This is a genomic window from Burkholderia sp. PAMC 26561 (assembly GCF_001557535.2).
In the GTDB taxonomy this organism is placed as follows: domain Bacteria; phylum Pseudomonadota; class Gammaproteobacteria; order Burkholderiales; family Burkholderiaceae; genus Caballeronia.
The window spans coordinates 952,044-966,670 of record NZ_CP014307.1 but is presented as its reverse complement, the minus strand read 5'-3'; the positions used below and the strand labels follow the sequence as shown (position 1 = coordinate 966,670).

At 59.0% G+C, this 14,627-nt stretch carries 12 protein-coding genes; 3 read left to right on the top strand and 9 right to left on the bottom strand.

Annotated features, from left to right (window positions below; translation table 11 throughout):
* The 3 genes from AXG89_RS20025 to AXG89_RS20015 are packed head-to-tail and all read right to left on the bottom strand — an operon-like array spanning position 1 to position 2,875.
* On the bottom strand, positions 1–948 hold the full coding sequence (locus AXG89_RS20025) for an L-carnitine dehydrogenase (protein ID WP_062172015.1): 948 nt from the start codon (positions 946–948) through the stop codon (positions 1–3).
* 26 nt (positions 949–974) lie between these two features.
* Complete coding sequence (locus AXG89_RS20020; RefSeq protein WP_062172012.1) at positions 975–1,904, bottom strand: 3-keto-5-aminohexanoate cleavage protein; 930 nt, start codon at positions 1,902–1,904, stop codon at positions 975–977.
* Between the two features lie 14 nt (positions 1,905–1,918).
* Positions 1,919–2,875 carry a choline ABC transporter substrate-binding protein gene (locus AXG89_RS20015; RefSeq protein WP_062172009.1) on the bottom strand — a complete coding sequence of 319 codons (957 nt, stop codon included), beginning with the start codon at positions 2,873–2,875 and terminating at the stop codon, positions 1,919–1,921.
* Between the two features lie 1,070 nt (positions 2,876–3,945).
* Between AXG89_RS20015 and AXG89_RS20010 the strand changes: the two genes are divergently transcribed.
* The gene (locus AXG89_RS20010) at positions 3,946–4,929 is read left to right on the top strand and encodes a GlxA family transcriptional regulator (protein WP_062172006.1); all 984 of its coding nucleotides are present in this window, start codon (positions 3,946–3,948) and stop codon (positions 4,927–4,929) included.
* 5 nt (positions 4,930–4,934) lie between these two features.
* Here AXG89_RS20010 and AXG89_RS20005 read toward each other — a convergent pair whose 3' ends face one another.
* From AXG89_RS20005 to betC, 3 genes are all read right to left on the bottom strand, one after another.
* A complete protein-coding gene (locus AXG89_RS20005; RefSeq protein WP_062172004.1) occupies positions 4,935–6,083 on the bottom strand; it encodes a porin in 1,149 nt (382 codons plus the stop codon).
* 275 nt (positions 6,084–6,358) lie between these two features.
* Positions 6,359–7,309, bottom strand: a complete 951-nt coding sequence (locus tag AXG89_RS20000) for a choline ABC transporter substrate-binding protein (protein WP_062003583.1) — start codon at positions 7,307–7,309, stop codon at positions 6,359–6,361.
* A 39-nt stretch (positions 7,310–7,348) separates the two neighbouring features.
* Positions 7,349–8,887, bottom strand: a complete 1,539-nt coding sequence (gene betC, locus AXG89_RS19995) for a choline-sulfatase (RefSeq protein WP_062172000.1) — start codon at positions 8,885–8,887, stop codon at positions 7,349–7,351.
* 122 nt (positions 8,888–9,009) lie between these two features.
* Here betC and AXG89_RS19990 point away from each other — a divergent pair, with 122 nt between their 5' ends.
* Both AXG89_RS19990 and purU read left to right on the top strand, forming a co-directional pair.
* Positions 9,010–9,942: a choline sulfate utilization transcriptional regulator gene (locus AXG89_RS19990; protein ID WP_062171997.1), complete on the top strand. Its 933-nt coding sequence runs from the start codon at positions 9,010–9,012 to the stop codon at positions 9,940–9,942.
* Between the two features lie 129 nt (positions 9,943–10,071).
* Positions 10,072–10,944 (top strand): formyltetrahydrofolate deformylase, encoded by an 873-nt coding sequence (gene purU / locus AXG89_RS19985; protein WP_062172605.1) that lies wholly within the window; start codon positions 10,072–10,074, stop codon positions 10,942–10,944.
* A 71-nt stretch (positions 10,945–11,015) separates the two neighbouring features.
* Here the strand turns inward: purU and AXG89_RS19980 are convergent, their stop codons facing one another.
* The 3 genes from AXG89_RS19980 to AXG89_RS19970 form a co-directional block, all read right to left on the bottom strand.
* Positions 11,016–11,876, bottom strand: coding sequence for a glycine betaine ABC transporter substrate-binding protein (locus AXG89_RS19980; RefSeq protein WP_062171994.1), 861 nt, complete (start codon positions 11,874–11,876; stop codon positions 11,016–11,018).
* 142 nt (positions 11,877–12,018) lie between these two features.
* Positions 12,019–13,236: a hybrid-cluster NAD(P)-dependent oxidoreductase gene (locus AXG89_RS19975; RefSeq protein WP_062171993.1), complete on the bottom strand. Its 1,218-nt coding sequence runs from the start codon at positions 13,234–13,236 to the stop codon at positions 12,019–12,021.
* A 37-nt stretch (positions 13,237–13,273) separates the two neighbouring features.
* Positions 13,274–14,575 (bottom strand): aromatic ring-hydroxylating oxygenase subunit alpha, encoded by a 1,302-nt coding sequence (locus tag AXG89_RS19970; RefSeq protein WP_062171990.1) that lies wholly within the window; start codon positions 14,573–14,575, stop codon positions 13,274–13,276.
* Positions 14,576–14,627: the final 52 nt, after the last annotated feature.

The following is a 14,627-nucleotide window of genomic DNA, read 5'->3' as shown; positions in this document are numbered from 1 at the left end:
TTAGTCCGTGATGCCGTGGCGCGATTTCGCTTCGGCTATCGCAGTGAGGACGCTCGTGATGCAGTCATCGCGATAACGCTCCAGTTGCTTGATCGAATGCGAACCTTGCTGCTCGGTCGTGCCTTCCACCACGCGGTCGATGAGTTCATCCGTCAGCTTGGGTGCAACCAGTTTGGTCCACGGCAATTCTAGCGCCGGTCCGAATTGCTGCATGAAATGGCGCATGCCGGCCTCTCCACCCGCAAGCGTATAGGTCAGGAACGTGCCCATGAACGACCAGCGGATGCCGGCGCCAAAACGAATGGCGTCATCGATTTCACCGGTCGTCGCCACGCCTTCGTTCACCAGATGCAGCGCTTCGCGCCACAGCGCCTCAAGCAGCCGGTCCGCAATGAACCCCGGCACTTCCTTCCTCACGCGCAACGGGCGCATGCCGATGGATTCATAAAAAGTCGATGCCGCTTTCAACGTGTCTTCAGACGTCTGTTCGCCGCCCAAAACTTCAACGAGCGGCAAGAGATAAACCGGATTGAACGGATGGCCGACGATGCAACGCGACGGGTCCTTTGCCCTCGCGTAAAAGTCCGTTGGCAGCAAGCCTGATGTTGACGAAGCAATGATCGCTTCAGGCTTCGCCGCCTTCGTAACACGCTCGTGAAGGCTCAGTTTCAGGTCTTCGCGCTCGGGCGCGCTTTCCTGGATGAAGTCGGCGTCGGCGACACATTCCTCGACCGTCTCGACGAACCGCAACCGTCCCTTCGATGCCCCTTCGGCAAGCCCGACCCGCTCAAGTGCGGGCCAGGCATTGGCCACATTCTTTCTCAACTGCTCCTCGGCGCCCGGCGCCGGGTCCCACGCAACCACGTCAAGTCCGTGCGCCAGTGCCCTCGATACCCATCCGCTTCCGATCACGCCAACGCCCAACGCAGCAAACGTCTTCACTTGCATATACTGGATTCCTTAGTAATCTGAATTCAAGCAAACTGCTCGATCTTGCGACGATCGAGCAAACGTTCGCCGCGTGCGGGGAGCTTGAGTTTCTTGCGGCCTTCGGCAGGCGTCAGCGCACGCCCACCCAGCCGTTCAATGATCTCAACCGCGCGCTGTACGAGCGTCCCGTTGCTCGCGTGCACACCACGATCCAGATACAAGTTGTCTTCCAGTCCGACGCGAACATGACCGCCTAAAAGCATTGCTTGGGCGACCATCGGCATCTGCATCCGGCCTATACCAAAGCCCGCCCACTGCGCGCCCGCCGGCATGTTGTCGACCATCGACTTGAGCGTGCCGACGTCGGCCGGCGCACCCCATGGAATGCCCATGCAAAGCTGAAACAAAGGGGCGTCGTCGAGCAGCCCTTCCTTTTGCATTTGCTTCGCGAACCAGAGATGGCCGGTATCGAAGATCTCGAGTTCGGGCTTCACACCCAGTTCCTGGATGCGTCTTGCACCCGCCCGAAGTTGCGCGGGCGTCGAAACATAGATGGTGTCGCCGTCGCCGAAATTGAGCGTGCCGCAGTCGAGCGTGCAGATCTCCGGCAGCAACTCTTCCACGTGCGCGAGGCGCGTCAATCCACCGACGAGATCCGTGGCGGCGCCGAATTCCATCGGCGACTCGCCTGCGCCGATTTCCAGATCGCCGCCCATACCGGCCGTGAGGTTGATGATCACGTCCACGTCCGATGACCGGATGCGGTCCACGACTTCGCGATACAACGCCGGATCGCGGCTGCCGCGCCCCGTTTTCGGATCGCGGACGTGACAGTGCGCGACTGTTGCGCCTGCATGCGCGGCTTCGATCGCCGCTTCCGCGATCTGTTTCGGTGTGACCGGAATCGCCGGATGTTTGCCGGTGGTGTCGCCTGCGCCCGTTACCGCGCACGTCACGATTACTTCGTAGTTCATGTCACGCCGTCCTTTCAAAGGCCAAGATATTGCTTGACTGCCGGCAAGCCATCCTTGCCGTCCACTGTCTTCACGCCCGCAAGCCATGCGTCGAGCACTTGCGGATTTTTCTTCAGATAAGCCTTTGCCGCGTCGGTCGCGCGCTCTTTCGCCATGACGGGAATCATCAACTGATTCTCGAGTTGCGTTGTGAAGCGAAGATTCGATACGAGCTTTCCGGCGTTCGGGCAACGCGTCAGGAAGTCAGGGTTCGTCAGCGTGTAGACGCGCGCTTCGCCGTAGTTCGGACCGAAGACTTCGTCGCCGCCGGCGAGGTAATTCATCTTGACCTGGATGTTCATGGGATGCGGTTCCCAGCCGACGAACACGACCCATTTCTTGTCGCGGACTGCGCGATCGACCGTGACCAGCATGCCCGCTTCGCTCGATTGCACGAGCTTGAAACCGCCGAGTCCGAACTGGTTGGTATCGATCATCTTCTGGATTTGCGCGTTCGCGCTGCTGCCCGGTTCGATGCCGTAGATCTTGCCGTCGAGTTCATCCTTATGCTTCGCGATATCCTGGAACGTTTTCAGGCCCGCGTCGTATTCATAGCTCGGCACGGCGAGCGTGGCTTTTGCGCCGGAGAGATTGGGCGGATCGAGTTTGTCGATGGCTTTCGAATCGATGAACGGCTGTACCACCTTTTCCTGCACTGGCCACCAGTATCCGAGCGATACATCGATCTGCTTGCTTTTGAGGCCTGCCAGCGAGATGGGGACCGAGGCGACGGTGACTTTGGGGTTGTAGCCCAGGCCTTCGAATACCACCGATGCCAGCGCGGTGGTCGACGTGATGTCGGTCCAACCGATATCGACGAAACGGACCGTGTGGCAGGTTGCGTCTTCCTTGCTCTGGGCGGAGGCACCGAATGAAGTCAGCGCGAGAAACAGGCAGGCGAACAGCTTTTTCGTGGCCGGATAGGTGGGCATGGATTTCTGTTCCGATGGGTTCTGGTTGGACTGGGCGGCTTCGGTTCGGTCCCAACTGACCGTGGGTAAAGGTACTGCCGCAGAATACCGCTGAGGCGACCGGTTGCGACCGGGTTTTGACCATGTGCGACCAAGGTGGGGCGTTCGCACTGTTTTTTCGGGGGGGCGGGGTTGGCGGGGGGCGGGGGCGGGGTCTATGCCGGGTTGCTGCTCTTCAAGCTTTCGCGCGTTCATCGCTATCTGATTTTTTAGCACTTTTAGCCACTGTCCGTGGCGGGACTTCATTTCTTTTTCCAACGGCGAAAAAGAAACGAAGCAAAGAAAACGCCTCTCCACCGACGGCACATAAGTGTCCCGAGCGTGCAGTGACAACTGTTTGGTACTTCACAAGAACGCTCGACGCCGGAGTTCAGAACACTTGAAACCCTCCCCCTCCGTAATCGGCAACCCACACGCTTCGCCACCAGTGTGGGAATCCGCTAATTAGGCCTCCGCGCTGCGCGCGCTGACGCCCAAACGACGGGCTTGGCTGTACTGGTTCCGTTTTGCCCGCGCGAGCCTGAGACCACCGGTGGCGATGTCTCGGCAAGTTCAGGATGCTGTAGCGCCGTCACGTGCTCAACCCGTTGTTTACTTAGGCCAGGTTTCCGTATTGACTGCCACAATTACTGGTGGCGAAGCGTGTGGGTATCTGTTGACGGAGGGGGAGGGTTTCAAGTGTTCTTGATTGCGGCGTCGAGCGTTCTTCTGAAGTACCAAACAGTTGTACGTGCACGCTCGAGACACTTAAGAATTAGCGGTTGGAAGGCGTTTTCTTTGCTTCGTTTCTTTTTCGCCGTTGGAAAAAGAAATGAAGTCCCGCCACGGACAGTGGCTAATAGTGCTAAAAAATCAGATAGCAACGAACGCGCGGTAGCCTAAAAAGTAGCAACCCGGCCTCAACCCCGACCCAACCCCGACCCAGCCCCGAGAAACCCCGCCCCGCCCCGCCCTCCGGAAACCTCCCCATTGCGCCAGCAATTTCCACTTGCTACCTTCCCCGGTCAGACCGGAAAAAAAACCCACCCTCGATGCCACCGACCGAAAACTTTCACTTCCTGCTGCTACCGGAGTTTTCCTCCATCGGCTTCATGTCGGCGATCGAACCGCTGCGCGTGGCAAATCGCTTTCGCGGCGACCTGTATCGCTGGCATATTCTAAGCATCGACGGCGGCCCGGTCTGCGCCAGCAACGGCATCTCCCTGAACGCCGAATGCGCCCTCGCCGACGTCAAATCAGCTCAGAACGTGATCGTGGTCGCCGGGTTCAACCCGCTCGACCAATACTCCCGCGAACTCGCCGAATGGCTCCGCAAGTTGGACCGCGCAGGCACAACGCTCGGCGGTATCGATACAGGCAGCTTCATCCTCGCCGAAGCCGGCCTCCTTCAGCACGAACGCGTGACCTTGCACTGGGAAGCGGCATCGGCGTTTCAGGAACGCTATCCATCGCTGGCGGTAAGCCAGGAGCTATTCGAAATCGATGCACGGCGCATCACGTGCGCGGGCGGCACGGCTTCCATCGACTTGATGCTGGATCTGATCGGCCGCCGCCACGGCGCGGAACTCGCCGCGCAGGTGTCCGAGCAATTCGTGCTCGGCCGTATCCGGCAGCGTTCGGATCATCAGCGCATGGAGATCGCGGCGCGCTACGGCATCCACAATCGCAAGCTGATTCAAGTAATCGGCGTGATGGAACAGCACATGGAGGAACCACTGTCGCCAGATGCACTGGCAGAGGAAATCGGTGTGACGCGACGTCAGCTCGAACGCCTCTTCTGCTCGGCGCTGAAAGACACACCGACACATTTTTATCTCGGGCTGCGCCTGGCGCGTGCCCGGGAGTTGCTGCAGCAAACCGATATGTCGATCACGACGGTTTGCGTGGCGTGCGGCTTCGAATCACCATCGCATTTCTCGCGCACTTATCGCACGCGCTTTGGTTCAAGCCCGCGACAGGACCGCGCTTCGCCACGCGCGGCGGTCCCGCTTCAGGATACCGCCGCGCTGGCTTGATCGATCTAGAACGAGTGACGCAAGCCGATACGAACGTCGCTTTGCGTATTCGATGTCGATGGCGTGAAGCTATAGCCAATGACCGCATCCACTCCGTTCGATGCCCTCAGATAGTCGCCCGAGATGTAAAGATCGGTACGCTTGGACAAGAGGTAATGCAGCGCAAGCGAACCCATGTTCCACTTGTGTCCTTCGAAAGCCGTGAACTGATAACCGCCGTACAGAATAAGCGCCGGCGTGAAGTTATAGGACGCACCGCCTTCGCCCACATGCATGTGCGATGACTGTCCAAAACCCTTGATGGTCGTGTACGTATAGTTGCCGAGCAGCATCAGGTTTCCGAACGCATACGACGAACCGATGCCGTAAGTCGCCTGGCTATCGACGGCAAGGGGAGTGCTGCTGAACAGGTCGTTGACCGCGCCGGTCGCCGGGTCCACGGTCGCAACGGTCTGGCCGAGGAAGGTCTTCGTGCCGATCATCGCGTAGGGATCGAATGCGTAGATGCCGTTCGGGTTGTTCAGGCGTGTATAGGCCGTGCCAATGGTGAAATCGCCGTGCGCATAATGCGCGCCCGCGCTGTACGCGCTTTGCTGATGAAAGTTTCCCGACACATTGCCGAACGAGTACATGCCGCCAAATGTGAGGCCGCTGATATTGGGCGACATGTACTTGATCGCGTTCGGCAAACGGTCGCCGTTCATGCGGTCGAAGTCGCCCTGGTGGATCGCGTAGCCGCTCGCGAACGAGGAAATGTTGTAGCCCTCCATGAACTCGTTGGTCATGTCGAGCTGGTTACCCAGCGATATTGTCCCCCACTGGCTCTGCAAGCCAACGTATGCCTGGCGTCCGAACTCGGCGCCACCAAACGCGTATTTGCCGGTGCCGATATGAAAACCCGATTCAAGTGCGAAAATCGCCTTCAATCCGCCGCCGAGATCTTCAACGCCCTTGAAGCCCAGCCGGTTGCCGTACGAGATGCCGTCCTCGAACCTGAAGGCGTGCGAACCGCCCGTGTTGTTCACGTAGGTGATACCCGCATCCAGAATGCCGTACAGGGTCACGCTGCCTTGCGCGTGGACCACGGCGGGTGCGGATACGGCGCTTGCGCTCAATGCAAGGGCCGCCAGCTTTGCGGCATTTCGCTTCTTCATCGTTGATTCTCCCTGATACCCGTGTTTGCTCGTTCGTTGGATAAAGCGTGTCCCGCGCTGCTCCAGCGAAGCCGCCACGAAAGCCGGCGCCGCGCAACGCTTCCCGCTCGATTTTTATTGCAGAGACTGGCTTGGTACGGTGATCTGAAGCTTGTGACGCCGGCGCCTGCTGCGGTACTTTCCGATGCAGGAACCAGCCATGCAAAAGTACGAGTCCATATTTACCGGGGCTCGACGGTTTGCGACGCAAACCTGCCTATGTGCGACGTGTGTTGTTATTTGGAGCCAAGCGCGGTTTGTACGGCTTGCAAACCATTTCCGCCTGTGGCGGTGGTCACGCCATCGAGCCAGCCCTTCACGACATCGGGATTGCGCTTGAGCGCCGCTGTGGCAGCGGTGTCAATGTTGGTCTTGTTTTCCAGCACGTCCGTGATGATCCCGTTCTCGAGGTCGACGTTGAAGGTCATCTGCTTCAAGAGGCGTCCAACGTTAGGGCATTCGCCGATATACCCGGTCCGTGCAACTGTGTTGACCGTCGCGCCGCCGAAGTTCGGACCGAAGTATTTGTCGCCGCCATCAAGGTAAGTGAGATGGAACTTCGTGTTCATCAGATGCGGTTCCCATGCGAGGAACACGATCCATTTCTTCTCGCGGACAGCGCGTTCGACTTGCGTGAGCATGCCGGTCTCGCTCGACTCGACGAGCTTCCAGCCGTTGAGTCCGAAAGCCTTTTCATCGACCATCTTCTTGATGTTCTGGTTCGCCGGCGCGCCCGGTTCAATGCCGTAGATCTTGCTTTCGAACTTGTCCGCGTTCTTCTGCAAATCGGCGAACGTATGGACGCCGGCCGCTGCCACGTAGTCGGGAACCGCGAGTGTGAACTTGGCGTTGGTCAGGTTCGGATGCACGACCTCGATCGATTTTTCATCGACGAAAGGTTTGACCATCGGTGCTTGCGCAGGCATCCAGTTGCCCAGGAACGCGTCGATCTGCCCTTTCTTCAAACCCTGGTAGGTGATCGGCACCGAGAGATTCGACACGGTCTGCTTGTAGCCCAATGCCTTCAGCACGACGCCGGCCATGGCGTTGGTTGCATCGATATCGGTCCAGCCCGGGTCCGCCATCTTCACCTGCAAGCAGCTTTGAGGCTCGGCCGCAATCACCGATCCGACGGATACGCATAGCGCTGCGATGCAGAATAATGCTTGTTTGAAGGGCTTTTTCATGGTGGCTTCCTGTGGGTGTGTTTTTATGCGAGCACTTGTTTATTTTTTGACAGCGGGGAAACGTGCCATCGCTTCAAGCGTGTCCAGGTCGATGTGATTTCGCATGTAACGCTGGCTGGCATCGACTGACGGCTGCCAGTCCCATGACTCGATCACGCCCTGCGTGGTGGCGTCGAAATGGAATTGACGGCGGCGCTGGCTCTGCACGACTTCCTCTCGCAGCTTTACGAGGTCCCAGCGCTGCGCTATTTCCTTGACGAACGCAGCGACCCGCTCCGCATGTTCCGGATACGTCGCGAGGTTCGTTCGTTCCAGCGGATCGGCAGTGACGTTGAAGAGCTGGTCGGGGTCGGCCGGCGTATGGATGAACTTGAAATCGCCCCGACGCAACATGACGATGGGCGCAATCGCGCCTTCGGCAAGGTACTCGCCGATGGCTTCATCGTGCGCCCCGGAGTCGCCGCGAAGATGCGGCACGAGGCTTTGACCATCGAGCGTGTCAGGCCACGCGGGCCGCGCCGAACCGCGGCCGAGCTCAACGAGCGTTGGCAGCAAGTCGAGATGCGAGACCGAAGCCTTCACGTGCCCCGCCTCGAATTGCCCGGGCGCATGCACGATCAGCGGCACGCGGCAACCGCCCTCGAAGAACGTCATCTTGTACCAAAGGCCGCGTTCGCCGAGCATCTCGCCATGATCGGACGTCACGATGACGATGGTGTCATCAGCCATGCCGGACTGATCGAGCGCTTCGAGGATCGCGCCGAACTGGGCGTCGACGTAAGAAATCGCGCCGTAATACGCGTGACGCGCATTGCGGATCTGCTGATCGGTCGGCGGCGTCTTGTCGGTTTCGCAGACATGGCGAAGGCGCTTTGAATGCGGATCGGCGGCGTCCAGCGTGTCGCGATACGAAGGCATCTGGATGTCTTCATCGCGATACATGTCCCAGTACTTCTGCGGAATCGCGTAAGGATCGTGCGGATGCGTCAGGGAAGCCACCACGCAAAACGGCCGCGCATCTTTGCCGGCTTGCCGCTCACGCGCTATATCGAACAGCTTCTGGCGCGTGGTGTAGGTGACTTCATCGTCAAAGTCGAGCTGGTTGGTACGCACGCAAGGACCTGCATCAATAACCGAACTCATGTTGTGATACCAGCTCGGGCGGGTCTCGAAGTCATCCCAGTTCGGCGTCCAGCCAAAGTCGGCGGGATAGATGTCCGTGGTCAGGCGCTCTTCAAAGCCATGCAACTGGTCGGGACCGCAGAAATGCATCTTCCCCGAAAGAACGGTCCTGTACCCCTCGGCACGCAGGTAATGCGCGAACGTCAATGTTTGCGATGGAAATTCGGCGGCGTTATCGTAGGCACCTATGTTGGACGGCAACTTCCCGGACAAGAATGAAAAACGCGACGGCGCGCAAAGCGGGCTCGCGCAATAGGCGGAATCGAACACCACGCCGCGCGCCGCGAGCGCGTCCATGTTCGGGGTTTTTGTCGCATGATGACCATAGGCCGATAACGCGAACGGCGTCATCTGGTCGGCCATCAGGATGAGGATATTTTGTCTTGGCTTAAGCATCGGGGCGAGGCTCGAATAGAATCGGAAGGTGGAACGCTGGCACACTGCATCGCGTATCACTATTGCCGTTCAAATCGCGGCTGTGAAGAGAGCAAAACGTTATGAGCTCATAAGGGGCACTTATGTCGAGACAGGATCGTTTGCCGCCAATGCAGGCGTTATCCATGTTCGAGTCCGCCGCGCGTCTCGCCAGTTTTACGGCGGCCGCGCGTGAGCTCGGCTCCACGCAGCCGGCCGTCAGCCAGCGCGTGGTGCAGCTCGAAGAGAATCTCGGCGCGCCGCTCTTCGAGCGTGGGCATCGCGGCGTGACGTTGACCGAAGACGGCGTGCGCCTCTTCGAAGCGGTGCGCCAGAGTCTCGAAACCATCCGCATCGCCACGAACGATATCCGCGCGCGTCATGCCGCACCTTCGCAGCAGTCGCTCAACCTTCTGACCGACTTCGGCTTTGCGACATACTGGTTGATGCCAAGGCTCTCGCAATTCAAGGCGCTCATGCCTGACGTCGATGTAAGGATCACCACCGCGCAAGACGTCCTGGCGGCGGAGCACGATCATGCGGATATCGTGATCGGCTTCGGCCACGTTGCCATGAACTGGCCCGGGCGCGGCGCGCTCAAGCTGTTTCCGGAACAGGTCACGCCCGTATGCAGCCCCGCGTTTCTCGCGCGGCGTGGCAAACCGGTAAGACCATCAGACCTGAGCGAATGGCCTTTGTTGCACCTTGAACCCACGAATCCGGAACGATGGCTTTCGTGGCACGGATGGTTCGCAGCGCACGGGCTGACCGCGCCGCCCGCGCATCGCGGCATTACATTCAACAGCTACGGCTTCGTAGCGCACGCCGCGATCATGGGCCAGGGCGTGGCCCTCGGATGGGCGCCGCTCGTGGACGAACTCATCGCAAGCGGGCAACTGGTACAACTATTCGATAAACCAGTCATGACCGATGGCGGATATCTGCTCAGCTCACCGCGCGCACAAACAACGGCAGTTTGCGCATTCCGCGACTGGCTGCTGGCCGAGTGCGGCCTGGCTTCCCATACCCCCGCTTGACGCTCCGATACCATTATCACGGCGCATAACTTCTAGCCGCAGTCCTGTGCGGTTTGCTCTACTGCGAAGTACACGCGCTGCCTTCGCGGCGCTGCCCTTTGCAGAGTGGAGAACCGCATGTCCAGCGATATGGCGTCTATAGCCCAACCCCATCGACTCGTGCTCACGGTCGCTTGCCCAAGCGCCGCGGGCCAGGTTGCAGCCGTGGTCGGCTTCCTCGACCGGCACAACTATTACGTCGATGAACTCACCGTCTTCGACGACGACCTCAGCCAGCGCTTTTTCGTGCGCTGCGTTTTCCACGGCGTGGATCGCGATGAAACGCTGCAGATCGCCGCGCTGCAGCAGGAATTCGCGCCCATCGCCGAGCGTTTTTCGATGACCTGGGCCATCCATAACGTCGATGCGCGGCCCAAGGTGCTGATTCTGGTCTCGAAGCTGGAGCATTGCCTTGCGGACTTGCTGTTCCGCTGGCGCATGGGTGAGCTGAAGATGGATATCGTGGGGATCGGGTCGAACCATCGTGACCTTGAACCGCTTGCAATCCAGCATGGCTTGCCGTTTCATCATCTCCCCGTCACCGCCGATACCAAACCGCAGCAGGAAGCGCGCTTGCTCGACCTGTTCGACACGTCCGGCGCCGAGCTGATGATTCTCGCGCGCTACATGCAGATCCTTTCAGGCGAGACAAGCCGCAAGCTCGCCGCACGCGCGATCAACATCCATCATTCGTTTCTGCCCGGATTCAAGGGCGCAAAGCCTTACCATCAGGCGCACACGCGTGGCGTCAAGCTGATCGGCGCGACCGCGCATTTCGTGACCGATGATCTGGATGAAGGTCCGATCATCGAACAGGTGGTCGAACGCGTGGACCATTCATACAAGCCGGAGCGCTTGCTTGCGACCGGACGCGATGTGGAATGCATCACGCTCGCGCGGGCGGTAAAGGCGTTTATCGAGCGGCGGGTGTTTATCAACGGCGATCGGACGGTCGTGCTGTAGTCGTTTCGATCTACCAATAAAAAACGCCGCTTGAATCAAGCGGCGTTTCTCGTTGAAGCGTTAGAACGAATTTACTTCGTCCAGCTCGAAACACGGTCCGCGTGTGCGTTCACCCACGCATCCGCAGCAGCGGCCGGTTTTGCGCCGTTCGTGGTCGCGAGCATGACACTGTCGATCTCACCCGGTTTCCACTGGAACTTCTTCAAGAATGCGACCACTGTCGGTGCCTTCGTCTCAAGTCCCGGATTGATCACGCTGTCCACGTGCTCGGATTCGCCGAACACCTTCTTCGGATCTTCCAGGAACTTCAGTTTGTACTTCGCGAACATCCAGTGTGGCTTCCAGCCTGTCACGATGATCGGCTTGTTCGCGTTCTCGGCACGGGCCAGTTCCGCTGTCATCGCACTGCCCGAGCTTGGCATCAGCGTGTAGTCGAGGTTATAGGCCTTGATTGCTTCGGATGTCTTCGACATCACACCCGCGCCTGCATCGATGCCCACGATCCGTCCGCCGAAATCCGCCTTCTTCGCTTCGAGGTCCGTAAGGCTCGTGACCGGCGCATCTTCCGGAACGATCAAGCCGATCTTCGCATCAGGAAAGTTCACACCGACGTCGACGACCTTCGTCTTGAAGTTTTCCCAGTACGCGCCGTGCGTGACCGGCAACCATGCCGACAAGGTTGCATCGAGGTCGCCGCGCGCCACGCCCTGCCACATCACACCCGCTGCCACGGGCACGAGCTGCACGGGATAACCCAGCTTCTTCTCGATGATCTGCGCCGCCACGTTCGACGTCGCCACGCTGTCATCCCAGCCTTCCACATAACCGATCTTGATGGTCGGTTTTGCATCGGCGGCGATGGCGGACACACTGGCTGCGGCCAACGCTGCGCTCATCGCGCTTAATACCACTAGCTTCTTGATCAGTTTCATTGTCTTCTCCCCTTCGCGGTACACACTATTGAGGCTTTAGAATCACTGGCCAGAAATACGCCGACTGGTTTTTTTTCGACACCCAGTTGTCCGGATGCGACCTCGTTTTATCCCGGTGCGTCGCCGGTCCTGATGAATACCCTTACTTGTCTACAACAAGATCGGTCAGAGGCTTGCTGCAGCACAAAAGCACCATGCCCTGATCGATTTCCCGCTGACGAATGCCGCCGTTGTGCTTCATCTGCACTTCGCCGGAAATCAACTTGACCTTGCACGTGCCGCACATGCCCTGAGTGCAGGATGCCGGCAGACGGACGCCGGATTTCTTCGCCGCATCGAGCACATGTTGTCCGCTGCCGCATTCAATCTCGCGATTGCTTTTGGCGAAGCTGACCTTGAACGTGGTTTCAACGGGCGCGGCGATTGGTTCGAATTCGGGCACCGGCGCGAAGCCGATCGCCGTTTCACGTGCTTCGGCGAACGTTTCGTGAGACCGCAAAGCATCGGCGACATGCGCCGTCGTGAGTTCAGCCGCAACCTCGGCGATTGTCTCGAATGAGAAGCTTTCCTCGTGATAATGCTTAATATCGAAGCCGCCTTCCGCCAGGAGATCGCGCACGGCTTTCATATACGGCGCCGGACCGCACGTGAAGATTTCGCGCTCCATGAAGTCCGGCGCGATGAGCTTGAGCAAGGGCAATGTCAGGAAACCGGTCACACCCGGCCAGTTCGTTCTCGCGCCGACGCGTTCGCACACGAAGGCAGTCCGGAAGTTCGCCTGGTTCGCCGCGATCAGGTCGAGCTCGCGCGCGAAGATGATGTCGTCCGGCGTGCGGGCGCTATGCAGGAACACGATGTCACGATCTTCGCCCAGCTCGTGATGCGCGCGGCTCATGGACATCAGAGGCGTGACCCCCGATCCCGCCGATAAAAACAGAAACTTGCGCGCGGGATGCCGCGCGCAAGTAAATTCACCGGCGGGTCCCAGCACGCGAACCTTGCCACCGGTCTGCAGGTTATCGTGAAGCCAGTTCGAAACCTTTCCGCCCGGCACGCGCTTCACCGTGATCGAGATGGTATGCGGCCGTGTGGGAGGCGACGAAATGGTGTAGCAGCGATTGATCGACTCGCCGTCTATCTCGAGTTCAAGCGTAATGAACTGGCCCGGTTCGAAAACAAAGGTCCGCTCATTCGGCGCGCGAAAGAAAAAACTCTTTACGTCATGCGTTTCCTGACGCACGTGGCAGCAGACGAGTGTGTCGTCGATATCGCTGTCCCAGCGCGCCGGAAGCTTGCCCCAGAACTCGGGCTGGGTGACTCGGTTCGGGGCGGGCTCGAACGTCGCCTGATCGCGCATCATCTGTTTCTCCGCTTAAGACCTGAGTGCCGCGTTGTAATCAACGCTTGAACGACACGACTTTCTCGCCGTGCGAAGACGGCACGACCGCTTCATCCGGCGTATTCGCGTAGTCTTCGAGACGCCCGATATACCACTCGCAAAACTTCTCCACGAGGCCTTCGGTGAATGGCGAATACGGACCCGGCTCATATGCGCTGCTGGTCACGCCGAGCTGCGAAAATTCAACCAGCGCGCGGTCCTGATCGTTGGTCGCGCGCCAGACGGCCGTGAGGTTATCCACGTTGTAGTCGATACCCTCACGCGCGTCCTTGTTCACCAGCCACTTGGTGCGCACGAGCGTTTCACCCGCTGACAGCGGAATCACCGAGAAGCTTACGATGTGATCGCTCATGAAGTGATGCCATGAGTTCGGTTGCGTCCAGAACGACAGGCCGCCGAGATCCGCTTGCTCGAAACCGCCCAGGAGCTTTGTCGATGCAACCTTGGCGTCCATGGTCTGCGACTCGCCGCTGCGATCGAGCGGCAGGCGTTGCGTACGAAAGCCGGTGACGAGGTCTGCGAGTCGATCGATCTCCTTCGACGGCAGGTTCATCGCTTCCCATTGCTTCGTGCGCTCTTCAACGGTCTTGTCGAACGCGGCCATTGCTTCTTCATTATCGGCGGAACGTTGATAACCAAAGCCGTATTCGTAGAGCGAGATGGTCAGTTCAGGATGGTTCGCGACGCAGTGATAGCACTCGCGGTTGTTTTCCATCGTGAGCTTCCAGTTACCCTTTTCAATGATGTCGATCGAAGCCGCGACCTTGCAATTGGCAAGACCATGCGGCAGCAGATAAGGTTCCATCGACGCACGCAGCACCGCGAAATCGGCAGGCGGCGTTTCCGCGAGGCAGATGAAAATCAGCCCGGCAAGGTTCTCGAGATGGACCTTCTTCAAACTGTGCTTGCATTTGTCGAACTGCTCGCCCATATGCTCGGCGAACATCAGATCGCCGTTCAGGTTGTATGTCCAGCTATGGTACGGACACACGATATTCCCAAGCGAGCCCTTTTCCGAACTGCACAGACGCGCGCCACGATGGCGGCAAACGTTATGAAATGCACGGATCTGCATGTCGTCGTCGCGCACGATCAAAATGGAATCGTTGCCAAGTTCCACTGTCATGTAGTCGCCCGCTTCCGGCACATCCGGCTCGACCGCCACCTGAATCCAGTGCTTGCGGAAGATCACGTCCATGTCCAGTGCGTGAATTTCCTCGCTCGCGTAGAACGGCGCTTCGAGCGTGTGGCCCTTCTTGCGGCGTTCGATCATTGCGCGAACGTCAGCGGAAACTTTCATCGTGTACTCCGAGGTTTGGTACCCCGTGCGACCTTGAACGCGCGGGAAATTT

What these genes read in the sequence shown, in the direction of transcription:
- AXG89_RS20015 (WP_062172009.1), bottom strand. Translation starts at nt 2,875, where the DNA reads ATGCCCACCTATCCGGCCACGAAAAAGCTGTTCGCCTGCCTGTTTCTC.
- AXG89_RS20000 (WP_062003583.1), bottom strand. Translation starts at nt 7,309, where the DNA reads ATGAAAAAGCCCTTCAAACAAGCATTATTCTGCATCGCAGCGCTATGC.
- AXG89_RS19975 (WP_062171993.1), bottom strand. Translation starts at nt 13,236, where the DNA reads ATGATGCGCGATCAGGCGACGTTCGAGCCCGCCCCGAACCGAGTCACC.
- AXG89_RS20005 (WP_062172004.1), bottom strand. Translation starts at nt 6,083, where the DNA reads ATGAAGAAGCGAAATGCCGCAAAGCTGGCGGCCCTTGCATTGAGCGCA.
- AXG89_RS19970 (WP_062171990.1), bottom strand. Translation starts at nt 14,575, where the DNA reads ATGAAAGTTTCCGCTGACGTTCGCGCAATGATCGAACGCCGCAAGAAG.
- AXG89_RS20020 (WP_062172012.1), bottom strand. Translation starts at nt 1,904, where the DNA reads ATGAACTACGAAGTAATCGTGACGTGCGCGGTAACGGGCGCAGGCGAC.
- AXG89_RS19990 (WP_062171997.1), top strand. Translation starts at nt 9,010, where the DNA reads ATGTCGAGACAGGATCGTTTGCCGCCAATGCAGGCGTTATCCATGTTC.
- betC (WP_062172000.1), bottom strand. Translation starts at nt 8,887, where the DNA reads ATGCTTAAGCCAAGACAAAATATCCTCATCCTGATGGCCGACCAGATG.
- AXG89_RS19980 (WP_062171994.1), bottom strand. Translation starts at nt 11,876, where the DNA reads ATGAAACTGATCAAGAAGCTAGTGGTATTAAGCGCGATGAGCGCAGCG.
- AXG89_RS20010 (WP_062172006.1), top strand. Translation starts at nt 3,946, where the DNA reads ATGCCACCGACCGAAAACTTTCACTTCCTGCTGCTACCGGAGTTTTCC.
- AXG89_RS20025 (WP_062172015.1), bottom strand. Translation starts at nt 948, where the DNA reads ATGCAAGTGAAGACGTTTGCTGCGTTGGGCGTTGGCGTGATCGGAAGC.
- purU (WP_062172605.1), top strand. Translation starts at nt 10,072, where the DNA reads ATGGCGTCTATAGCCCAACCCCATCGACTCGTGCTCACGGTCGCTTGC.